The following is a 22,622-nucleotide window of genomic DNA, read 5'->3' as shown; positions in this document are numbered from 1 at the left end:
TTCCCGGTGGTCTGCATGCCGCACAGACTACGCAGGGTCAAACCCCGCCGAGTTCTGAACTTCAGCCCAAACCAGGCAAGTTACTCGCTGTGAATTGATGATGTGACGCCGTTCACGATGGCCCCTCTTGTCCCATGAGCATCGGTGTTCTATCGTCCCGATGTATCGAGTCGATACATCGGGACGACATACGCGGCCAGGACGGCGGAGGAGGCGAACAGTGAGCAGACGCTCGGGCATCCTCGAATTCGCCGTCCTGGGTCTGCTGCGCGAATCCCCGATGCACGGGTACGAGCTGCGGAAACGGCTCAACACCTCGCTGGGGATCTTCCGGGCTTTCAGCTACGGGACGCTGTATCCCTGCCTGAAGACGCTGGTCGCCAACGGCTGGTTGATCGAGGAGCCGGGCAGTGCGCCCGACGAGGCGCTCGCCGCGACGCTCGCGGGCCGGCGCGCCAAGATCGTCTACCGGCTGACGGCGGAGGGGAAAGAGCACTTCGAGGAGCTGCTGTCGCAGACGGGCCCCGATGCCTGGGAGGACGAGCACTTCGCCGCTCGCTTCGCCTTCTTCGGACAGACGGAGCGCGAAGTACGGATGCGCGTGCTGGAGGGCCGTCGCAGCCGGCTGGAGGAGCGGCTGGAGAAGATGAGCGCCTCCCTGGCCCGTACCCGCGAACGCCTCGACGACTACACGCTCGAACTTCAGCGGCACGGGATGGAATCCGTGGAGCGCGAAGTGCGCTGGCTCAACGAGCTCATCGAGAGCGAACGGGCGGGACGGGACCAGCGACGGCCCGGCCCGGACAGCCCCGCTCCGGAGCGGGACAGCGCGACAGGCAGTACATCGAGCGGCACGGCCAACAGCACCACAACGGGAGACACGGATGGCCTGCCCCGGCCCCGGGGGTCTTCCGGGGGTTCGCCTCCGGAAGCCCCCGGCCGGCCGGATCCGTCCGTGGACACCACCCCATGAGGTTCCGCATCAGCGCGGGGCTTCATCGCAACATTGAGATCACACACAGGGAGCAACCAGGATGGGTTCCGTTCGCGTAGCCATTGTCGGCGTGGGCAACTGTGCCGCCTCGCTGGTGCAGGGCGTCGAGTTCTACAAGGACGCCGATCCGGCCGGCAAGGTGCCCGGTCTGATGCACGTTCAGTTCGGCGAGTACCACGTGCGTGACGTGGAGTTCGTCGCCGCCTTCGACGTCGACGCCAAAAAGGTCGGCCTCGACCTCGCGGACGCCATCGGTGCCAGCGAGAACAACACCATCAAGATCTGCGACGTCCCGAACACGGGTGTGACCGTCCAGCGCGGCCACACCCACGACGGTCTGGGCAAGTACTACCGCGAGACGATCGAGGAGTCCGCCGAGGCGCCGGTCGACATCGTCCAGACCCTGAAGGACAAGCAGGTCGACGTCCTGGTCTGCTACCTGCCCGTCGGCTCCGAGGCCGCCGCGAAGTTCTACGCGCAGTGCGCCATCGACGCCAAGGTCGCCTTCGTCAACGCCCTCCCGGTCTTCATCGCCGGCACGAAGGAGTGGGCGGACAAGTTCACCGAGGCCGGTGTGCCGATCGTCGGTGACGACATCAAGTCGCAGGTCGGCGCCACCATCACGCACCGCGTGATGGCGAAGCTGTTCGAGGACCGCGGTGTCGTCCTGGACCGCACGATGCAGCTGAACGTCGGCGGCAACATGGACTTCAAGAACATGCTGGAGCGCGAGCGCCTGGAGTCCAAGAAGATCTCCAAGACGCAGGCGGTCACCTCGCAGATCCCCGACCGTGACCTGGGCGCCTCCAACGTCCACATCGGCCCCTCGGACTACGTGGCCTGGCTGGACGACCGCAAGTGGGCGTACGTGCGCCTTGAGGGCCGCGCCTTCGGCGACGTCCCGCTGAACCTGGAGTACAAGCTGGAGGTCTGGGACTCCCCGAACTCCGCCGGTGTCATCATCGACGCCGTGCGCGCGGCGAAGATCGCCAAGGACCGCGGCATCGGCGGCCCGATCCTCTCCGCGTCCTCGTACTTCATGAAGTCCCCGCCGGTGCAGTACTTCGACGACGAGGCCCGCGAGAACGTGGAGAAGTTCATCCGCGGCGACGTCGAGCGCTAGAACGCCGGGCGCCGGAACGTCCGGGGAGAACGGATCTCCCCGTACACGCACCACCGAGGGGTCCCCGGGGCACACTGCCCGGGGACCCCTCACGTACGGCGCGGGCATCGTGTGTGACGCTGATCCACATGTCTGCCGTGCGCGATCTGCGCGTGCTCCTGCGTTTGCCCGACTTCCGCCGCCTGCTGACCGTGCGTCTGCTGTCGCAGGGGGCCGACGGGGTCTTCCAGGTCGCGCTCGCCGCGCACGTCGTGTTCTCCCCCGAGAAACAGGCCACCCCGGGCGCCATCGCGTCGGCCATGGCCGTACTGCTGCTGCCCTACTCGCTCATCGGCCCGTTCGCCGGGGTGCTGCTCGACCGCTGGCGGCGTCGCCAGATCATCCTGTACGGGAATCTGCTGCGGGCCCTGCTGGCCGCCTGCACCGCCCTGCTGATCCTCACCTCGCTGCCGGACTGGCTCTTCTACGCCTCCGCGCTGGCCGTCACGGCCGTCAACCGGTTCGTACTCGCCGGGCTCTCGGCCGCGCTGCCCCGCGTCGTGGAGGACGAGCGACTGGTCGTCGCCAACTCCCTTTCCCCGACGGCCGGCACGCTCGCCGCGACCGCGGGCGGCGGCCTCGCCTTTCTGGTACGGCTGCTGATCGCCGACTCCGACGCCGCCGTGGTGCTGCTGGCCGCCCTGCTGTATCTGTCGTCGGCGCTCGCGTCCGTCACCATGGCGCGTGATCTCCTCGGCCCCGATCCGGGGCGGGTACAGCCGCATCTGAAGGCCGCTCTCGCGTCGACCGCACGGGGTCTCGGCCACGGGCTGCACCATTTGGCGGAGCGCCGTGACGCCGCCGCGGCGCTCATCGCGATGACGCTGATGCGCTTCTGCTACGGGGCGCTGACCGTGATCGTGCTGATGCTCTGCCGCTACGCCTGGACCACCGACGAGGACGACGGACTCGCCCTGCTGGGGGTGGCGCTCCTCGTATCGGGAGCGGGCTTCTTCGCCGCCGCGCTCGTCACACCGTCGGCGGTCGGACGTCTCGGCTCGTTCGGCTGGATGGTCGCGTGCGCCGGGTCGGCGGCCGTACTGGAACCGGCGCTCGGGCTGCCGTTCGCTCCCGCCCCGATGCTCGCGGCCGCGTTCATCCTCGGTCTGGTCACCCAGGGCGCGAAGATCGCGACGGACACGGTGGTGCAGACGTCGGTGGACGACGCGTACCGGGGGCGGATCTTCTCCCTCTACGACGTGCTGTTCAACGTCGCTTTCGTGGGCGCCGCGGGCGTCGCCGCGCTGATGCTGCCGCGGGACGGGCGCTCGGTGCCGCTCGTGCTGGGCGTCGCGGTGGTCTACGCGGTCGTCGCGGTGGGGCTGTTCCGCTGGAGGAAACTCACGAAGAAGAAGGACGGGTAGCGCACGAAGGGGGGGCGATGTTTCACGTGAAACATCGCTCCCCTTCACAGCGCACCCCGTGAACCCCGCCGATGTTTCACGTGAAACATCGACGGCGAGCCGGCGGCCGGCCCGGACTCAGTTCTGCTTGGCCCACCATTCCTTCAGCGCGCTCACCGCGTCGTCCCGCTCCATCGGCCCGTTCTCCAGCCGCAGCTCCAGCAGGAACTTGTACGCGGCCCCGATCACCGGCCCCGGACCGACGCCCAGCGTCTCCATGATCTCGTTGCCGTCCAGATCGGGCCGGATGGAGTCCAGCTCCTCCTGCTCCTGCAACTGCGCGATCCGCTCCTCAAGACCGTCGTACGCGCGCGAGAGCGCCGCCGCCTTGCGCTTGTTGCGGGTGGTGCAGTCCGAACGGGTCAGCTTGTGGAGCCGGTCCAGCAGCGGGCCCGCGTCGCGTACGTACCGCCGCACCGCCGAGTCGGTCCACTCGCCGGTGCCGTACCCGTGGAAGCGCAGATGCAGCTCCACCAGCCGCGAGACGTCCTTCACCAGCTCGTTCGAGTACTTGAGCTCGGCCATCCGCTTCTTCGTCAGCTTCGCCCCCACCACCTCGTGGTGATGGAAGGAGACCCCGCCGTCCTTCTCGAAGCGCCGAGTCCGGGGCTTGCCGATGTCATGGAGCAGCGCGGCCAGCCGCAGCACCAGGTCCGGCCCGTTCTCCTCCAGGTCGACAGCCTGCTCCAGAACGGTCAGCGAGTGCTCGTACACGTCCTTGTGCCGGTGGTGCTCGTCGCTCTCCAGCCGCAGCGCCGGCAGCTCGGGCAGTACGCGCTCCGCGAGTCCGGTGTCGACGAGCAGCGCCAGGCCCTTGCGCGGATGCCGGGAGAGGATCAGCTTGTTCAGCTCCTCCCGTACGCGCTCCGCCGACACGATCTCGATGCGCTCCGCCATGGCCTTCATCGCGGCGACGACATCCGGCGCGACCTCGAAATCGAGCTGCGCGGCGAAGCGCGCGGCCCTGAGCATGCGCAGCGGATCGTCGGAGAACGACGCCTCGGGGGTGCCGGGCGTGCGCAGCACACCGGCCGCGAGGTCCTGGAGACCGCCGTGCGGATCGATGAACTCCTTCTGCGGCAGGGCGACCGCCATCGCGTTGACGGTGAAGTCCCGGCGTACGAGGTCGTCCTCGATGGAGTCCCCGTACGACACCTCGGGTTTGCGTGACGTGCGGTCGTACGCCTCCGAGCGGTAGGTCGTGATCTCGATCTGGAAGTCCTGCCGGCCGTCGCCGACCCGCCCCGCCTTCTGGACACCGACCGTGCCGAAGGCGATCCCGACCTCCCACACCGAGTCCGCCCAGGGCCGGACGATCTTCAGTACGTCGTCGGGCCTGGCGTCGGTCGTGAAGTCGAGGTCGTTGCCGAGGCGACCGAGGAGGGCGTCCCTCACCGAGCCTCCGACCAGGGCGAGGGTGAAGCCCGCCTCCTGGAATCGGCGCGCGAGGTCGTCGGCGACAGGGGACACCCGCAGCAGTTCGCTGACCGCGCGGCGCTGCACCTGACTCAGTGCATGGGGAGTCTCTTCGTTGGCGTTCGGCACAACAGAAAAGGGTACGTGCCCCGGCCGGCCCCGGCGCCCGGGTTTCCGGTGCACCGGTTTGCCCGCCCATGAGATTCTTCCGATCATGGGGAGGCGGTCCCCGGCACTTCGCCACAGCGCACATCGTTACCATGCGTGGACGCACAACCGACGACGACCATTGACGACGACGAGGAACGGGCGGACGCGTGGCCGAGGCGGCAGACATCCAGGGGATGAAGCACTCTCCTGCCCGCCGATGGCTGGGGCGCAGCGCCGCCGTGGCCGCGGGGGTGCCGCTCCTGGCCGGGTTGCTGGGGGGCCTCGCGGCTCCCCAGGCGACCGCCGCACCCTCGACCGGCTCCACGGCCGCCACAGGGGCCACCACGGCGTCTCCGGCGAGCGCGACCGCGGAACCTTCCGGGTCGAGCACCGTGTCCGTCGCGCTCGACACCCTGGCGCCCAGCGCGCCGAAGAAGGGCGACACCCTCACGATCTCCGGCACGGTGACCAACAAGAGCAAGAAGCCGGTCACCGACGCGCAGGTCGATCTGAGGGTGGGCCCGCAGCTCGTCGGCCGTACCGCCATCGACGACGCCGACGAGCGTTCCAACGACACGACGAACGATCCGCCGCCGGTGGGCGGCAAGTACAAGGTCGAGTTCGCGAAGCTCGCCTCCGGCATCAGCTACGACTTCGCGCTGTCGGTGCCGGTGAGCAAGCTCGCTCTCGGCGGTGACGGGGTCTATCAGCTCGGGGTGTCGCTCACCGGCCGTACGGAGGCCGAGCCGTACGACCACACCCTCGGCATCCGGCGGACGTTCCTGCCGTGGCAGCCGGATTCGGTGGACACCAAGACCAAGTTCACCTATCTCTGGCCGCTGATCTCCACCTCCCACGTCTCCGCCGAGACCGGCTCGGACGAGCGGCAGACCCCGGTCTTCGAGAACGACGACCTGGCCGAGGAGCTGGCCCCGGGCGGCCGGCTGGAGCAGCTCGTCTCCCTCGGCAGCCAGCTTCCCGTCACCTGGGTCGTCGACCCTGACCTCCTCGCCACCGTCGAGGCGATGGCCGACACGTACCGCGTCAAGGACGGCAACACCACGGTCGCGGGCACGAACCAGCTCGTCGCCCGGACCTGGCTCAACTCGCTGGAGAAGGCCGTCCAGGACAACGGCAACGTCGTCACCCTGCCCTTCGGCGACCCCGACCTGGCGTCGCTGGCACACGGCGGCGACGACGTCTCGGGCACCCTCGGCCATCTCCAGGGCTCCAGCGAGGTCGCCGCGAAGACCGTCGAGACCATCCTCCACGTACCGCCGGCCACCGACTTCGCGTGGCCCGTCGACGGCGCCGTCGACCCGTCGATCGTCGATGTGGCGACCTCCGCGGGCGCCGACAAGGTGATCTCCCGCAGCGACAGCATCCAGGACAACCTGCCGTACACGGCGAGCGCGGCACGGCCCATCGGCGGCGGTACGACGGCCGTGGTCGCCGACACCCGGCTGTCCACCGCCTTCGAGGGCGACGTGTCCACCGCCGCGAGCTCCACGCTCTCGGTCCAGAAGTTCCTCGCCCAGTCGCTGGCCGTGACTCTCCAGGACTCCTCGAAGCAGCGCGAGATCGTCGTCGCCCCACAGCGGACCCCGTCGGCCGGCCAGGCGCAGTCCATGGCGCGCGCCCTCCGGGGGCTGGACGGTGAGCGCTGGACCCAGTCGTCCGACCTGGTCCACGCCGCCGCCGGCAAGCCCGACACGAACGCCACCACCAAGGTGCCCCGCGCCTCGCGGTATCCGGACAAGCTCCGGGACCAGGAGCTTCCCCCGTCGGCGTTCGAGGAGCTCAAAAGGATCGACGAACGGCTCGGGAAGTTCAAGGCCATCCTCACCCTTCCCGACCGGGTGGCGACACCGTTCGCCAACGCCGTGAACAGGGCGGTCTCGACCTCCTGGCGGGGCGACGCGACGGGCGCCAGGGAGTACCGCCACTCGGTGAACCGCTATCTGGTGAGCCTCGCCAGCGAGGTCCAGCTCATCCAGAAGTCGGAGCTGACCCTGTCCGGGCGCAGCGCGACCATCCCGGTGACCGTCCAGAACCAGCTGCTGCAAGGCGTCGACGATCTCGTCCTGCGGTTGCACTCCACGAACGCGACCCGGCTGAAGCTGGACGACGGCAGCGCCGTCGCCGAGCAGCCGATCAAGGTCGACGGCGGGCACACCCAGGTGGTGAAGTTCACCGGCGCGGCCAACGCCAACGGTCCGGTGGAGCTCACGGCGCAGCTCTACACGACCGACGGGCGGCCGTACGGCAGCCCCATGGCGTTCCAGGTCAGGGTCTCCGAGCTCACTCCCACCGTGATGCTCGTCATCGCCGGCGGTGTGCTGCTCCTGGTCCTGGCGGGGGTCAGGATGTACAGCCAGCGCAAGCGGGCGGTGGCGGCGAAGGCGGCCGAGGACAAGGCGACGGCGGAGGCCACCGCCGAAACCGGGGCCGGAGACGCCGAGGAAGGCGCCGACAGCGCCGGCTCCGAACCCGGGCAGCCGAGTGACCCGACCCCGGACACCCGTCCGGAAAGCGGGGACCCGTCGGGCATGGGTGAGAAAGTGGACCGTTGAGCGATGTCGTGGCCGGCCGGCCCGGGACGATGAGGTGGGGTAACCATGAACGCGCCGTACGACGGTGACCGCGGCCAGGGGGCAGGCGGCGATCCCGCAGGGCATGTTCCGCCGCAGCCACCCACCGCCGACCCCCACGCCCCCGCACCCGACCAGGCACAGGGCCACTACGGCCAGGGCCCCCAGTACCCGGACCAGTACCCGCAGGGCCCGCACGCCCAGACCCCGCAGGCACCCCAGGCCCCGCACCCGGGGCCTCCGCACGCCCAGGGCCCCTACGCCCCGAGTCCGTACGCCCAGACCCCGTACAACAGCCCGGACCAGTACGCGCAGGGCGCCCACACCCAGGATCCGTACGTTCAGGACGCCTACCACCAGGATCCCTACCGCCCGCAGGCGCAGGCCCCCGGCACCTATCCGCAGACGCCGCCGCTGCACCAGCAGCCGCCGGTGCAGCAGTACGCCCCCGATCCGCGTGTCTGGGACCAGCCCCCGCCGCCCGAGCCCGACGGGCCCTCCCACCACCTCCCGTACGGGGACGACGCGAGGACCACGCAGTTCACAGGCGTCGACGAGCTCGCCACCGGGTCCGCCACCGGGTCCGCCACCGACGAGCGGGAACCGGACGCCTTCGCGCATCTCTTCCGCGACCAGCAGGGCACGGGCGCTCCGGCGGCCGTCGCACCGGAGGCCGTCGCCGCGCCCCCGCCCGCGAAGAAGGCGGGCGGACGGGCGTCGGGACTGCTGAAGTCCAGCGCGGTGATGGCGGCGGGCACGCTCGTCTCCCGGCTCACCGGCTTCGTACGCTCCGCCCTGATCGTGGCCGCGCTCGGCGCCGCCACCCTCGGCGACACCTTCCAGCTCGCCATCACCCTGCCGACGATGATCTACATCCTGACCATCGGCGGCGGCCTCAACTCGGTCTTCGTACCCCAGCTGATCCGCGCGATGAAGGACGACGAGGACGGCGGCGAGGCGTACGCCAACCGCCTGCTCACCCTCGTCATCGTGATCCTCGGCTCGCTGACCGCGCTCTCGGTGTTCGCCGCCCCGCAGCTGGTACGCCTCATGTCGGTGAGCATCGCCGACAACCCGGCGGCCAACGACGTCGCCGTCACGTTCGTGCGCTACTGCCTGATCACCATCTTCTTCATGGGTGTGCACGTCGTGATGGGGCAGATCCTCAACGCCCGGGGCAGGTTCGGCGCGATGATGTGGACCCCGGTCCTCAACAACATCATCATCATCGCCACCCTCGTCATGTTCATCTGGGTGTACGGCACGGCCGAGGACTCCGGAATGACGGTCGGGTCCATCCCGCCCGAGGCCGAGCGCCTGCTCGGTGTCGGCGTGGTGCTCGGCCTCACCGTCCAGGCCCTCGCGATGATCCCCTACCTGCGCGAGACCGGCTTCCGGATCCGGCTGCGGTTCGACTGGCGCGGCCACGGCCTCGGGAAGGCCGCGAAGCTCGCCAAGTGGACCGTGCTGTTCGTCCTCGCCAACCAGGCCGGTGTGCTGGTCGTCTCGCAGCTCTCCACGGCGGCGGGCGTCGACTCCGGCACCCAGGGCGCCGGTTACATCGCCTACTCCAACGCCCAGCTGATCTGGGGCATGCCGCAGGCCATAATCACCGTCTCGGTCATGGCGGCCCTGCTGCCCAGGCTCTCCCGCTCGGCGCACGACGGCGACACCGGAGCCGTACGCGACGACATCTCGCAGGGCCTGCGGAACTCGGCCGTCGCGATCGTCCCCGTCGCCTTCAGCTTCGTCGCCCTCGGCATCCCGATGTGCACCCTGATCTTCGGCTCCTCCGGCATCGAATCGGCACGCTCCATGGGCTACATGCTGATGGCCTTCGGCCTCGGTCTGATCCCGTTCTCCGTGCAGTACGTGGTGCTGCGTGCCTTCTACGCGTACGAGGACACCCGAACCCCCTTCTACAACACGGTCATCGTGGCCGTCGTGAACGCCGCCGCCTCCGCCCTCTGCTTCGTCGTCCTTCCCTCGCGCTGGGCCGTCGTGGGCATGGCGGCCTCGTACGGGCTCGCCTACGCCGTCGGTGTGGGCATCGCCTGGCGCAGGCTCAAGAAGCGGCTGGGAGGCGATCTGGACGGCTCGCGCGTGCTGCGTACGTACGCCAGGCTCTGTCTGGCATCCGTCCCCGGCACGATCGCCGCCGGCGCGGTCGCCTACTTCGTGCTCCAGAAGCTCGGCAGTGAGGTTCTCGGCTCGTTCGCCGCACTGGCGGTCGGCGGAATCGTCCTGCTGGGCGGCTTCTTCGTCGTCGCGCGAAAACTGCGTGTCGAAGAGATGAACGCGTTGGTCGGAATGGTCCGGGGCCGCCTCGGACGCTAGGGCCCAGCACAACCATCGTCGGCCGCCGTGTGTCGTGCATAGCGTCCAACTGTGGGCACAATTGGCGTGGCTGTTGGACAGTGCGCAACGGATGGGGAGGCAGGAGCGACGGTGGCGGAACGGAGCACGGCTGCCGTCGAGGTGGCCGACAACAGCGGTGACGAACCGCCGGCCGCCCAGGCGGACAAGGCCACCACCGACGGGGTGGCGAAAGCCCAGAAGACAGAAGACGGCAAGGCCGGTGAGCCCGGACCCGAGAAATCGGCTGATTCCGCGGCCGGGAAGCCTGCGAAGTCCGGGGCCGACGACCCGGCGGGGCCGGAGGACGGAAAGCGCCAGGAGGCCCGCCAGGCCGTGACGCCACCCGAACTCCACAGCGGCCACAAGCTCGCCAGACGCTACCGGCTCGAAGAGTGCGTCACCCGTCTGGACGGATTCAGCAGCTGGCGTGCGGTCGACGAGAAGCTGCGCCGCGCCGTCGGTGTGCACCTCCTGCCCGCCGACCATCCGAGAGCCCGCTCCGTACTGGCGGCGGCCCGCTCCTCCGCGCTCCTCGGGGACCCGCGCTTCGTCCAGGTCCTCGACGCCGTCGAGGAGAACGACCTCGTCTACGTCGTCCACGAATGGTTGCCCGACGCCACGGAACTCACCGCGATCCTCGCCGCGGGCCCCATGGAGGCCCACGACGCCTACCAGCTCGTCAGCCAGGTGTCCCAGGCGATGGCCGCCGCGCACCGCGAGGGCCTGGCCCATCTGAAGCTGACGCCCAGTGCTGTACTGCGCAGCTCCACCGGCCAGTACCGGATCCGCGGCCTCGCCGTGAACGCCGCCCTGCGCGGCATCGGCGCGGAACGCCCCCAGCGTGCAGACACCGAGGCGATCGGCGCGCTCCTGTACGCGGCGCTGACACAACGCTGGCCGTACGAGACGGACGCGTACGGCCTCGCGGGGCTACCGAAGGGCGTGGGCCTGATCGCCCCCGACCAGGTACGGGCGGGGGTGCACCGCGGACTGTCCGAGCTCGCGATGCGCGCGCTCGTCAACGAGGGCGCCACCGCCTCGCGTCAGGACCCGCCCTGCACCACCCCGGACGAACTGGCCAAGGCCGTCGCTGAGATGCCGCGCGTCCGGCCCCCGGAGCCCACGTTCGCCGCGCCGCCCGAGTACCAGCGCACCACCTACCAGCAGGGCTCGTACGCCCGCCCCGCCACCCGTCCGGTCGGACAGCCCGCCGCGCAGCCCGTGCCGCTCCCGCCGCCGCCCCTCCAGAGCCGTACGGGCAAAGCACTGAAGTGGACGGTCTCCGCGCTCCTCATCGCCGCGCTGGGGCTGGCCAGTTGGCAGGTGGCCGACCACATGCTCAACCGCACGAACTCCGACGACACGACGCAGTCCCAGTCGGTGGACGGCAATCAGCAGAAGCCCGAGCCCCGGGTCCCGAAGGATCTGAAGATCGAGGAGACCTCGGTGTTCGCCCCGGACGGTGACGGCGTGCAGGCGGAGGACGTCCCTCTGGCCACCGACGGCGACCCGGCAACGGCCTGGATCACCGGGACGTACAAGGGCTACGCGAACTACGGCAACCTGCCCAACCGCCGGGGCGGCAGCGGAATAGTCGTCGATCTCGGCAGCGTGCAGGATGTGTACGGCGTCGATGTCGCCATGTACCGCGCCGGCCAGAAGGCCCAGGTCCTCGCCGCGGACGAGGACGCGTCGGCCCCGGCGGCCCTGTCGGACTTCCCCCGGCGCATCACCGAACTGGGGCAGACCGGCGGCAATCTGAAGGCGACCCTGGACAAGCCCGTCAGAACCCGGTACGTACTGATCCACATCACGGAACTCGCCCCGGCCTCCTCGGCGAACGAGTTCCGCGGCGGAATCTCGGAGATCAAGGTCATAGGCTGACCCTGCGGACCAGGGGGAGGGGGCTCACCGTTGGAAGACGCCACACTCGCCGGCGTGGACGACCAGGACCTCCTGGCACGTCATGTCGAGGGAGATCCCGACGCCTTCGGTGAGCTCGTACGACGCCATCGCGACCGCCTCTGGGCGGTGGCGCTGCGCACGCTCGGGGACCGCGAGGAAGCCGCCGACGCCGTGCAGGACGCGCTCGTGTCCGCCTTCCGCGCCGCCCACACCTTCCGCGGCCAGTCCGCCGTCACGACATGGCTGCACCGCATCACCGTCAACGCCTGTCTCGACCGGGCGAGGAAAGCCGCTTCCCGCAAGACATCGCCCGTGGACGACACGGACCGCCTGGAGCAGCTCCTCGAACCGCACGAGTCGGCCGAGGCCCCGGCCGAGCGCCAGGACCTCCACCGCCAGCTTCTCGTCGCTCTCGCCAAGCTGCCCGCCGATCAGCGGGCCGCCCTGGTCCTCGTCGACATGCAGGGGTATCCCGTGGCCGAGGCCGCGCAAGTCCTGGACGTGCCCGTCGGCACGATAAAGAGCCGTTGCGCGCGCGGCAGGGCCAGACTCCTGCCGATGCTCGCCCATCTGCGGGAGAGCGACGGCGGCACCGGCGCGAGAGGCGGTCTTGGCCCCCAAAGGAACCGGACGCCGGGGACATCCGTCCCATCGGAGCCGGGACCACAGAACAGAGGCCCGGACAGGGCCCCGGACGCGGGACCGGACACCGGACCAGACGCGGGACCACAAGGTCCTGCCGCCGTGAAGGGAGGAGGTGGGCGCGCGTGACAACCACGACCGGCACGACCGAGCACCCGGACGTCTCGGAGATCTCCGACCTCACGGAGGGCCTGCTCTCCCCCACGCGGAGCGTCGAAGTACGCGCACACCTCGACGGCTGCTCGCTCTGCGCCGATGTGTACGAGTCGCTGGAGGAGATCCGCGGACTGCTGGGCTCGCTGCCCGGCCCCCCGCGCATGCCCGCCGACGTGGCAGCCCGGGTCGACGCCGCTCTGGCCGCCGAGGCGCTGCTGAACGCGACCGCGCCGGATCCGCTCGCGGCGGACGCGACCGCCGATGTTTCACGTGAAACATCGCGCACGGACGACACTGACGACAGCACCACCGACACACCAGAAAGCACCGAGCCCGAGCGGGAGCCCGCGCCCGTCCCCGCCGCCGTCACCCCCGGTGCCACGGGGGCCGGCGCCGCCGTCCCCGACGCTCCACGGGCGGACCGCCCCGCCGGACGCTCACGGGCGGCCACCGGCCCCGGCCGCGCCCGGCAGGTGCGCCGCCGCCGTGGTGCGATCCTCGGCGCCGTCTTCGGAACAGCGGCGATCGGTGTCAGCGTTCTGCTGTTCCAGACGTCGTCCCCGGGCGAGGACGCGACCTCCTACCGGAGCGACGCGGGATCGAGCCAGGCCGACGGCGGCGGTGACGTGTTCTCCGGGACCGCCATCCGCGAGAGGGTCGGCTCACTGCTCGCGTCCACGCCCGCCACCGGCGAACCGCGTGTCGCCGGCAGCGAGGAGTCCACGAGGAACGCGCCCTCCACCACGGCGTCGCCCAAGCTGGTGCCCCAGCTGCCGCCCTGCATCCAGCAGGGAATAGGCCGCCCCGACACCCCGTTGGCCGCCGAGAGGGGTACGTACGAAGGCACCGAAGCCTTCCTTGTCGTCCTGTCGGATCCCGCCGACGGCAGCCTGGTGCGGGCGTATGTCGTCGACGCCGCGTGCGTCGACGTCGTCCCTCCCACCAAGGGTGAACTTCTCCTCACGCAGACCTACCCTCGCCCCTGACACCGCCCGGCGCCGCCGGGACCTCGCGGGAATGCCAGGCCCGTAGGATCCGTTGGGTGGGGTGGGAGTCCTGAACCGCCCCGTTGGCAGTAGCAGGCAGTCTGCAGAGACGAGGAAGAAACCCGTGAGCGACGTCCGTAATGTGATCATCATCGGCTCCGGTCCGGCGGGGTACACAGCCGCGCTCTACACCGCACGCGCCTCGCTGCGGCCTCTCGTGTTCGAGGGGGCTGTCACCGCGGGCGGCGCGCTGATGAACACCACCGATGTGGAGAACTTCCCCGGCTTCCGCGACGGCATCATGGGCCCGGACCTGATGGACAACATGCGGGCGCAGGCGGAGCGGTTCGGTGCGGAGCTCGTCCCGGACGACATCATCACGGTCGACCTCACCGGAGAGATCAAGACGGTCACCGACACGGCGGGCACCGTCCACCGCGCCAAGGCCGTGATCGTCACGACCGGCTCTCAGCACCGCAAGCTCGGGCTGCCCCGCGAGGACGCCCTCTCCGGACGCGGTGTCTCCTGGTGTGCGACGTGTGACGGGTTCTTCTTCAAGGACCAGGACATCGCGGTCGTCGGTGGCGGCGACACGGCGATGGAAGAGGCGACCTTCCTCTCCCGGTTCGCCAAGTCGGTCACGATCGTCCACCGGCGTGACACCCTGCGGGCCTCCAAGGCCATGCAGGACCGGGCCTTCGCCGACCCGAAGATCCGGTTCGCCTGGGACAGCGCGGTCGAGGAGATCCACGGTGACCAGAAGGTCTCCGGTCTGACCCTGCGCAACACCAAGACCGGTGAGACGTCGCAGCTGCCCGTGACCGGGCTGTTCATCGCCGTGGGCCACGACCCGCGCACCGAGCTCTTCAAGGGCCAGCTCGACCTGGATGACGAGGGCTACCTCCGGGTTGAGGCGCCCTCGACGCGCACCAACCTCACGGGTGTCTTCGGCGCCGGCGACGTCGTCGACCACACCTACCGCCAGGCGATCACCGCCGCGGGCACCGGATGTTCCGCAGCCCTCGACGCCGAGCGCTTCCTCTCCGCGCTCGGCGACCGCGAGAAGGCCGCCGAGCCGGAGAAGACCGCCTCCGTCTGACCAGCAGTTCCCACCCACACCCCACGAAGTTAAGGAGGCCGCCGTGGCCGGCGACCTGAAGCACGTGACCGACGACTCGTTCGACGAGGACGTCCTCAAGAGCGACAAGCCCGTACTGGTGGACTTCTGGGCCGCCTGGTGCGGACCGTGCCGCCAGATCGCTCCGTCGCTCGAAGCCATCGCGGCCGAGCACGGAGACAAGATCGAGGTCGTCAAGCTCAACATCGACGAGAACCCGGCCACGGCAGCCAAGTACGGCGTCATGTCCATCCCGACGCTGAACGTCTACCAGAACGGCGAGGTCGCCAAGACCATCGTCGGCGCCAAGCCCAAGGCCGCCATCGTGCGCGACCTGGAGAGCTTCATCGGCTAAGGGCGCGGCACCACGCACAACCACGCACCACGCGCGATGTTTCACGTGAAACAAGGCCCGTCCCCTCTGCGAGGGGGCGGGCCTGTTCGTTTCAGAGCGGTCTGAGCGCCGGGTCCTTCTTGACCGCACCCAGCAGCCTGTCCAGCGCGTGCTCGACGTCTTCCTTCCAGGAGAGCGTCGTCCGCAATTCGAGCCGCAGCCGCGGGTGCGCGGGATGCGTCCGTACGGTCTTGAACCCCACGGCCAGCAGATGGTCCGCCGGCAGCACACAGGCCGGTTCCTTCCAGCGCGCGTCCCCGAACGCCTCGATCGCCTTGAACTCCCGCCGCAGCAGATCCTTCGCGACGGTCTGCACCATCACCCGGCCGAGCCCCTGCCCCCGATAACCCGGCATGATCCAGCCGGTCATCAACTGTACGGCGTCGGGGGAGACCGGACTCGTCGGGAAGGCCGTGGCGCGGGGGACATACGCCGGAGGCGCGTACAGCACGAAGCCGACGGGCACGTCGTCCACATAGGCCAGCCGGCCGCACGACCCCCACTCCAGCAGGACGGCCGAGATCCAGGCTTCCTTCTCCTCGCGGGCCCTGCCGGCCTTTACCGCCGCTTCTCCCCTGACCGGATCAAGCTCCCAGAAGACGCACTCCCTGCATCGCTGGGGGAGGTCGGGAAGGTTGTCCAGCGTGAGCGGTACGAGCCGACGCCCCATCGAGGCCGTTCCTCACTTCCTACGCCTGCCGCGTCACGAGCCGCGGTCAGCGCACTGTGCTCCCGAATCAGGCTGCCGACGAAGCCGCCCACGATCCCCAGGCCGAGTCCAGCTGACACCAGTTGGCTGCGGCTCACCAATTGCATGGCCCCGCCCTTCCTCTGAGGTGGATCAAGGTGGATGCGCCATACCAGAACGCATCGTATCCACCCAGAGGTGCGCCGCACACCGGGGGACGGCAAAGGGCGGGCCGTGTCCCGGTACGCATCGGACAAGGCCCGCCCTGATGGCGGTGCGGGGGCGTCAGTTCTCGTCGGGCTCCAGGCCGTTCGACCGGTCCGACACGTTCGACCGGTCGGTGCCCTCGATGCCTTCGGCGCCCTCGGTGTCGTCCGCCTCCTCGTCGGCGAGTCCCCCTTCCAGGACGCGCCCCTCACCGGGGGCGAGAGTGCCGAGGATGCGCTCCAGATCGACCAGCGAGGCGAACTCGACGGTGATCTTCCCCTTCTTCTGACCGAGGTCGACCTTCACCCGGGTCTCGAAGCGGTCCGACAGCCGGGAGGCGAGATCGTTGAGCGCGGGCGACGGCAGGGCGCCGGCCCGGGGGCCCTTCGCCCGGGGCGCGTTCTTCGGCCGTGAGCCCATCAGGGTCACGATCTCCTCGACGGCGCGTACGGAGAGCCCCTCGGCCACGATGCGATGAGCCAGCCGGTCCTGCTCGTCGGAGTCGTCCACCGAGAGCAGCGCCCTGGCGTGACCGGCGGAGAGCACTCCTGCGGCGACCCTGCGCTGCACAGGCAGCGAGAGCCGCAGCAGCCGCAGCGTGTTGGAGACCTGCGGACGCGAACGCCCGATCCGGTCGGCCAGCTGATCGTGCGTGCAGTGGAAGTCCTTGAGCAACTGGTCGTAGGCCGCGGCCTCTTCCAGCGGGTTGAGCTGCGCGCGGTGCAGATTCTCCAGCAGCGCGTCCAGCAGCAGCTTCTCGTCCTCGGTGGCGCGGACGATCGCCGGAATACGCTCCAGGCCGGCTTCCCGGCAGGCCCGCCAACGCCGCTCGCCCATGATGAGCTCGAAGCGCTCCGGGCCCAACTGCCGTACGACGATCGGCTGGAGGAGTCCGACCTCCTTGATCGAGGTGACCAGCTCGGCGAGCGCGTCCTCATCGAACACCTCCCGGGGCTGCCGGGGGTTGGGCGTGATGTAGTCCATCGGTACTTCGGCGAAGTACACGCCTTCCGGCGCGGTCACCTCGGCCGAGGCCGGTGTCTCCTGTGCGGGAATCTCCGCCGTCGCCGGCGCTGGCGCCTGCGGCAGGGTCGTCACCTTGGCCGCCGCGACACCCCGCTCCGCCGTCAGGACGGGTGTCTGTCCCGAGGAGGCCGCCTCCCCGGAAGAGGCTCCCTGCTTCTCCTGCGGAGCGGCGGGGATCAGCGCATTGAGCCCACGCCCCAAACCCCTACGTCGGTCGCTCACTGCGTCCCCTCCGAAATGCTCTGCTGACTGGTGCCGATCGCGTGGGCGTGCTTGGCGTCGTAGCTCATGCCGACCCCACGCAGGGCGATTTCACGAGCGGCTTCGAGGTACGACAGCGAGCCGCTGGAACCCGGATCATAAGTCAGTACCGTCTGCCCGTAGCTCGGCGCCTCCGAGATACGTACCGACCGCGGGATGCTCGTCCGCAGCACCTCCTCACCGAAGTGGCTGCGGACCTCGTCGGCCACCTGGGAGGCGAGCCGGGTCCTGCCGTCGTACATGGTGAGCAGGATCGTGGACACATGCAGCGCGGGGTTCAGATGCGCCCGCACCAGGTCCACATTCCGGATCAACTGCCCCAGTCCTTCGAGCGCGTAGTACTCGCACTGGATCGGGATCAGCACCTCGGCGCCGGCGACCAGCGCGTTGACGGTCAACAGGCCGAGCGACGGCGGGCAGTCGATGAGGATGTAGTCCAGCGGCTGCTCGTACGCCTCGATCGCCCGCTGGAGCCGGCTCTCCCGCGCGACCAGCGACACCAGCTCGATCTCCGCACCGGCGAGGTCGATCGTGGCGGGCGCACAGAAGAGACCTTCGACGTCCACGACGGGCTGGACCACCTCGGAGAGCGGCTTGCTCTCCACCAAGACGTCGTAGATCGAGGGGACTTCGGCGTGGTGGTCGATCCCGAGCGCCGTGGAGGCGTTGCCCTGGGGATCGAGGTCGACCACGAGGACGCGCGCGCCGTGGAGCGCGAGCGAGGCGGCGAGGTTGACCGTGGTGGTGGTCTTGCCGACGCCACCCTTCTGGTTGGCGACGACCATGACCCGCGTCTGCTCGGGACGTGGCAGGCCTTCACCGGCGCGGCCCAGTGCCTCCACGGCCAGCTGGGCAGCACGACCGATGGGGGTGTCGTCCATCGGGGGCGGCGATGTTTCACGTGAAACATCGCCGCCCGACGACTCGGAACGGGGGCCGGGGACCGGATCGGTCATCGGTCCCGCGATGTTGGCGTCGGACCGCAAGGATTCACTCTCCTCGACTTCAGGCTCGCAATGAGGAGAGCCTGCCATGCTTTCGGGGTCGGGAACCAGCGAGGCCCGTGGTTCTGTGGATGAATCCACATCTTTGGCCAACCCGGTACCCCTTACGAGGGGTTTCCTGCCCCGCGAAGTGGGAGCGGCGCGGCCTCGATCGATGATGCCCTGCAGCAGTGAGCGACGTTTCACGTGAAACACGATGCACTCGCCGCAGGGCTAGATCGTCACGACACTCCGCAGTGGATGGTCTTGGGGCCTTCGATGGAGCATCACGGGCGGGGGCACTCACCACGGGCCGGAGGCGGCCCTACCGACGACGGCGCACCCGGTCCGCTCGGGCCGCCTTGGCACGCTTCGCGGCGAACCTGACCCCACCGGGACTCTCCCCGACCTCCGCGCGCACTACCGTGGCCGGCGGATCCACCAGCCCCTCGCCGACCCGCAGCACCGAGGAGTCGATCACCCCGAGCTTGCTCAGCGCCGACCGGGCGTTCTTCAGCTCCTCGTCGGCCGTGTCCCCCTTGAGGGCCAGCATCTCTCCGTACGGGCGCAGCAGCGGTACGCCCCAGCCGGCCAGCCGGTCCAGCGGCGCCACGGCGCGCGCCGTCACCACATGGACGGGCTGGAGCGATCCGAGCACCTCCTCGGCCCGCCCCCGTACGACCGTCACATGGTCCAGACCCAGCAGCTCGACGACTTCCTGGAGGAAGTTCGTCCGCCGCAGCAGCGGCTCCAGCAGCGTGATCCGCAGATCGGGCCGTACGAGCGCCAGCGGGATCCCCGGCAGCCCGGCGCCCGAGCCGACGTCACAGACGCTCACGCCCTCGGGCACGACCTCGGAGAGCACCGCGCAGTTCATCAGGTGCCGCTCCCAGAGCCGCGGCACCTCACGCGGCCCGATGAGACCGCGGGTGACCCCCGCGTCGGCGAGGAGCTCCGCGTACCGGACGGCCGCCGGGAAGGAGTCCCCGAACACCGTCCTCGCCTCGTCCGGCGCGGCGGGAAGCTCTTCTGACCCCGTCACGGGAACCGTCCTTCCGTTCAGAACCACCAGACCGTGGCTCACAGTCACTGTCAGGCTGACAAAGTTCGGCCCCGTCTGCGGACAGACGGGGCCGAGAACAGGGGGAGCGCTCAGGCGGGGAGCACAACGACGAAGCGCTGCGGCTCCTCGCCCTCGGACTCGCTGCGCAGTCCGGCCGCCGCGACGGCGTCGTGCACGACCTTGCGCTCGAAGGGCGTCATGGGGTTCAGCTTCACCGGCTCACCGGTGCTCTTCACCTCGTCGGCCGTCCTGGCACCCAACTCGGCGAGCTCCGTGCGCTTCTTCGCCCGGAAGCCCCCGATGTCCAGCATCAGCCGGCTGCGGTCGCCGGTCTCCCGGTGCACCGCCAGCCGCGTCAGCTCCTGGAGCGCTTCGAGTACCTCGCCGTCCCGCCCGACGAGCTTCTGCAGATCACGGCCGCTCACATCGCTGATGATCGAAACCGCGGCCCGGTCGGCCTCGACGTCCATGTCGATGTCGCCGTCGAGGTCGGCGATGTCGAGCAGACCTTCGAGATAGTCGGCCGCGATCTCGCCTTCCTGCTCAAGACGGGTGAGGGTGTCGCTGCCCTCGGCGGCGGCTGAGATGGTGCCTTCCGACACGGATGGACTCCTTCGTACTACGGCTGGCTACGGGCTACGGGGCGTGCGGTTACTTCTTGCTCGGGTGCTTGGGCCGCTGCTGGCCCTTGCGCGGCCCGGCCTTGGCCCGTGCGGCACCGTTGCCGCTCTTTCCCGGGGGCCTGGGCTTGCTGTCCTGCGGCTCGTCCTTCTTCTGCAGCGACGGCTTGGACGGCTCATCGGTGGCGTCATCGGAAGGCTTGGCCGTCGAAGCCCTGGACGGGGTCTGCTGACCGCCGGCCTGTCGCTTCGACTTGGGCTGGCGCTTGGGCTGCTGCCGCTTCGGCGCCTGCGACTCGCCCTCGGGCAGGGCCTCACCCTTGATCACCGTGCCGTCCGCCTGCGCGACCAGACCGGTCTTCGAAAGGCTGGTGATGAACTTACGCTCATTGTCGTTGCGGTCGGGCCCCTTGGCCACGATCGCCGAGACGATGTTGCGCCTGCGCTTGGAGCGGACCTCGTTGTGCGTGGCGATGCTCTTGAGCAGACGCTGCAGGTACTGGTCCTGGGCCTTGCTGCCCGGAGTCGGGTTCTGGTTGATCACGTACATCTGCTGGCCCATGGTCCACACGTTGGTGGTCAGCCAGTAGACGAGGACACCGACGGGGAAGTTGACGCCCATGACCATGAAGATCACCGGGAAGATGTACATCAGCATCTTCTGCTGCTGCATGTACGGCGTCTTGACCGTGAGGTCGACGTTCTTCGTCATCAGCTGGCGCTGCGTGTAGAACTGCGACGCCGACATCAGGACGATCATGATCGCGGTGACGATACGTACGGAGGTCAGCGAGGCGTCCAGGGAGGCGACCTTCGCGGTGCTGTCCGTGAACTTGGCGGCCAGCGGGGCGCCGAAGATGTGGGCCTGGCGGGCGCTGTCGAGCAGCCCCTGGTTGATGACGCCGATCGTCTTGCCCGAGGCGATGCTGGAGAGCACGTGGTAGAGCGCGAAGAAGAACGGTGACTGCGCCAGGATGGGAAGACACGAGGAGAGCGGGTTGGTGCCCGTCTCCTTGTACAGCTTCATCATCTCTTCGGACTGGCGCTGTTTGTCGTTCTTGTAGCGCTCCTGGATGGCCTTCATCTTGGGCTGAAGGACCTGCATGTTCCGGGTCGACTTGATCTGCTTGACGAACAGCGGGATCAGACAGATCCGGATGAGGATCACCAGGGACACGATGGACAGTCCCCAGGCCAGGCCCGTATCAGGGCCGAAGATCGCCCCGTACACCGTGTGGAACTGGACGATGACCCACGAGACTGGCGTGGTGATGAAACTGAAAAAACTGGCAATCGTGTCCACTAATCAGGCTCCTTGAGCTTTGGACGAGGTCTCTGCGGCCGGACTCGGGGTTTCGGGGGCCGAGGCCGAACCCCCGGAAGGCACGCCGGCGGCGGATTGCCCGCCCTTGGTGCCGCGCCACGCGTTGCGCAGCAGTTCATGCCACCGCGGACGCTTGCGTGGCGGCACATGGTCCACACCGCCCGGCGACCACGGATTGCACCGCAGAATGCGCCAGGCCGTCAGACCGGTGCCCTTGATTGCGCCATGGCGGTCGATGGCCGTGTAGCCGTAGTGGGAACACGACGGGTAGTACCGGCAGACGGGCCCCAGCAAAGGGCTGATCGTCCACTGGTACAGCTTGATCAGAGCCAGTAGCGGGTACTTCATCGCGCGCCCCCTCCCAGCAGCCGCTCAAAGGCGGCATCCAGGTCTCGGGCCAGCTGTGCATGGTCGGCGTCGCCCGCACCGGGCAGCGCACGTACGACAACCAGGCTACCGGGGGCCAGCCGGGACAGCCGATCCCGTATGAGGTGACGAAGCTTGCGCTTCACCCGCGTCCGTACGACGGCCCCGCCCACGGCTTTGCTTACGACGAAACCCGCCCGCGTCGGGGGATCGCTCTCCCCCGGCGCGTGCGGGCCCGTAGTACCGCTACGTAGATGTACGACAAGAAGCGGGCGTCCGGCCCGGCGTCCCCGGCGTACCGCGGTCGCGAAATCCTCGCGCCGCCTCAGCCGATTCTCGGTAGGCAGCACGTCATAACCTGGTGGCGATCAGGCGGACAGGTTGGCGCGACCCTTGCCACGGCGGTTCGCGAGAATCGCGCGGCCGGCACGGGTGCGCATACGGAGCCGGAAGCCGTGGGTCTTGGCACGACGACGGTTGTTCGGCTGGAAGGTGCGCTTGCTCACTCGAGGGCTCCAGAAATGATGATCGGAAGGGCGGGACATCGCCTGGCTGTCACCGTGCGCCCACGAGTAGCTCGCGATAACGCCCGAGTGCACCGCTTCACAACCACAGATCGTGATCCTTGCCCATCGGAGGCAGGCGGCAGCAGCCATCGACAACTCGACCTGGTCACGGTACGCGCGGCTACGCCATACGGTCAAACCAGCCAGCCGTCACGTTCCATTATGCACAGCCTGTGGACAACAACTTGAACCACGTGGGTGCCCTGACTACCGTGGCCGAACTCCGGATTCTTTTCCGCCGGTC

General features: G+C 69.2%; 20 protein-coding genes. 10 read left to right on the top strand and 10 right to left on the bottom strand.

The genetic code is table 11. The features are described 5' to 3' along the window. Positions 1-220: 220 nt before the first annotated feature. The 3 genes from OIE74_RS18965 (at position 221) to OIE74_RS18955 (ending at position 3,520) form a co-directional block, all read left to right on the top strand. Positions 221-973: a PadR family transcriptional regulator gene (locus OIE74_RS18965; RefSeq protein ID WP_329385023.1), complete on the top strand. Its 753-nt coding sequence runs from the start codon at positions 221-223 to the stop codon at positions 971-973. 61 nt (positions 974-1,034) lie between these two features. After that, positions 1,035-2,117 (top strand): inositol-3-phosphate synthase, encoded by a 1,083-nt coding sequence (locus OIE74_RS18960; protein WP_329385021.1) that lies wholly within the window; start codon positions 1,035-1,037, stop codon positions 2,115-2,117. Positions 2,118-2,245: 128 nt separating this feature from the next. Then, a complete protein-coding gene (locus OIE74_RS18955; protein WP_329385019.1) occupies positions 2,246-3,520 on the top strand; it encodes an MFS transporter in 1,275 nt (424 codons plus the stop codon). 117 nt (positions 3,521-3,637) lie between these two features. Here the strand turns inward: OIE74_RS18955 and OIE74_RS18950 are convergent, their stop codons facing one another. Then, positions 3,638-5,104, bottom strand: a complete 1,467-nt coding sequence (locus OIE74_RS18950) for a CCA tRNA nucleotidyltransferase (protein WP_329385017.1) — start codon at positions 5,102-5,104, stop codon at positions 3,638-3,640. A 188-nt stretch (positions 5,105-5,292) separates the two neighbouring features. Here OIE74_RS18950 and OIE74_RS18945 point away from each other — a divergent pair, with 188 nt between their 5' ends. The 7 genes from OIE74_RS18945 (at position 5,293) to trxA (ending at position 15,235) form a co-directional block, all read left to right on the top strand. Further along, the gene (locus tag OIE74_RS18945) at positions 5,293-7,698 is read left to right on the top strand and encodes a DUF6049 family protein (RefSeq protein ID WP_329385015.1); all 2,406 of its coding nucleotides are present in this window, start codon (positions 5,293-5,295) and stop codon (positions 7,696-7,698) included. A gap of 45 nt (positions 7,699-7,743) precedes the next feature. Continuing rightward, positions 7,744-10,053 (top strand): murein biosynthesis integral membrane protein MurJ, encoded by a 2,310-nt coding sequence (gene murJ / locus OIE74_RS18940; RefSeq protein ID WP_329385013.1) that lies wholly within the window; start codon positions 7,744-7,746, stop codon positions 10,051-10,053. A 111-nt stretch (positions 10,054-10,164) separates the two neighbouring features. Continuing rightward, complete coding sequence (locus OIE74_RS18935) at positions 10,165-11,958, top strand: protein kinase family protein (protein WP_329385011.1); 1,794 nt, start codon at positions 10,165-10,167, stop codon at positions 11,956-11,958. 30 nt (positions 11,959-11,988) lie between these two features. Continuing rightward, positions 11,989-12,750, top strand: coding sequence for an RNA polymerase sigma factor SigM (sigM, locus tag OIE74_RS18930; RefSeq protein ID WP_443076159.1), 762 nt, complete (start codon positions 11,989-11,991; stop codon positions 12,748-12,750). Further along, a complete protein-coding gene (locus OIE74_RS18925) occupies positions 12,747-13,763 on the top strand; it encodes a hypothetical protein (protein ID WP_329385006.1) in 1,017 nt (338 codons plus the stop codon). Before sigM ends, OIE74_RS18925 begins: the two co-directional genes overlap by 4 nt. A 124-nt stretch (positions 13,764-13,887) precedes the next feature. Next, on the top strand, positions 13,888-14,862 hold the full coding sequence (gene trxB / locus OIE74_RS18920) for a thioredoxin-disulfide reductase (protein ID WP_329385004.1): 975 nt from the start codon (positions 13,888-13,890) through the stop codon (positions 14,860-14,862). Between the two features lie 43 nt (positions 14,863-14,905). After that, positions 14,906-15,235, top strand: coding sequence for a thioredoxin (gene trxA / locus OIE74_RS18915; protein WP_329385002.1), 330 nt, complete (start codon positions 14,906-14,908; stop codon positions 15,233-15,235). A 91-nt stretch (positions 15,236-15,326) separates the two neighbouring features. On the opposite strand, the gene OIE74_RS18910 is transcribed toward trxA, so the two are convergent. The 9 genes from OIE74_RS18910 to rpmH all read right to left on the bottom strand — a co-directional run bounded on the left by OIE74_RS18910 (position 15,327) and on the right by rpmH (position 22,318). After that, a complete protein-coding gene (locus OIE74_RS18910; RefSeq protein ID WP_329385000.1) occupies positions 15,327-15,944 on the bottom strand; it encodes a GNAT family N-acetyltransferase in 618 nt (205 codons plus the stop codon). Positions 15,945-16,247: 303 nt separating this feature from the next. Continuing rightward, a complete protein-coding gene (locus tag OIE74_RS18905) occupies positions 16,248-17,417 on the bottom strand; it encodes a ParB/RepB/Spo0J family partition protein (RefSeq protein WP_329384998.1) in 1,170 nt (389 codons plus the stop codon). Beyond that, complete coding sequence (locus OIE74_RS18900) at positions 17,414-18,490, bottom strand: ParA family protein (RefSeq protein ID WP_329384996.1); 1,077 nt, start codon at positions 18,488-18,490, stop codon at positions 17,414-17,416. Before OIE74_RS18900 ends, OIE74_RS18905 begins: the two co-directional genes overlap by 4 nt. 274 nt (positions 18,491-18,764) lie before the next feature. Further along, a complete protein-coding gene (gene rsmG, locus OIE74_RS18895; RefSeq protein ID WP_329384994.1) occupies positions 18,765-19,481 on the bottom strand; it encodes a 16S rRNA (guanine(527)-N(7))-methyltransferase RsmG in 717 nt (238 codons plus the stop codon). A 110-nt stretch (positions 19,482-19,591) separates the two neighbouring features. After that, complete coding sequence (locus OIE74_RS18890) at positions 19,592-20,104, bottom strand: Jag family protein (RefSeq protein WP_329384992.1); 513 nt, start codon at positions 20,102-20,104, stop codon at positions 19,592-19,594. Positions 20,105-20,153: 49 nt separating this feature from the next. Continuing rightward, positions 20,154-21,425 carry a membrane protein insertase YidC gene (gene yidC / locus OIE74_RS18885; RefSeq protein WP_329384990.1) on the bottom strand — a complete coding sequence of 424 codons (1,272 nt, stop codon included), beginning with the start codon at positions 21,423-21,425 and terminating at the stop codon, positions 20,154-20,156. Positions 21,426-21,428: 3 nt separating this feature from the next. Then, positions 21,429-21,794, bottom strand: coding sequence for a membrane protein insertion efficiency factor YidD (yidD, locus tag OIE74_RS18880; protein WP_329384988.1), 366 nt, complete (start codon positions 21,792-21,794; stop codon positions 21,429-21,431). Beyond that, positions 21,791-22,162, bottom strand: coding sequence for a ribonuclease P protein component (rnpA, locus tag OIE74_RS18875; protein WP_329384986.1), 372 nt, complete (start codon positions 22,160-22,162; stop codon positions 21,791-21,793). Before rnpA ends, yidD begins: the two co-directional genes overlap by 4 nt. Before the next feature lie 18 nt (positions 22,163-22,180). Beyond that, entirely contained in the window at positions 22,181-22,318 is a 138-nt protein-coding gene (gene rpmH / locus OIE74_RS18870) for a 50S ribosomal protein L34 (protein WP_014047156.1), read from the bottom strand. Positions 22,319-22,622 lie beyond the last annotated feature (304 nt).

Origin of the sequence: Streptomyces sp. NBC_01716, from assembly GCF_036248275.1 — a bacterium.
Taxonomy (GTDB): Bacteria; Actinomycetota; Actinomycetes; order Streptomycetales; family Streptomycetaceae; genus Streptomyces.
The sequence above is the reverse complement of the archived record's forward strand: the minus strand, read 5'-3'. Positions and strand labels throughout refer to the sequence as shown.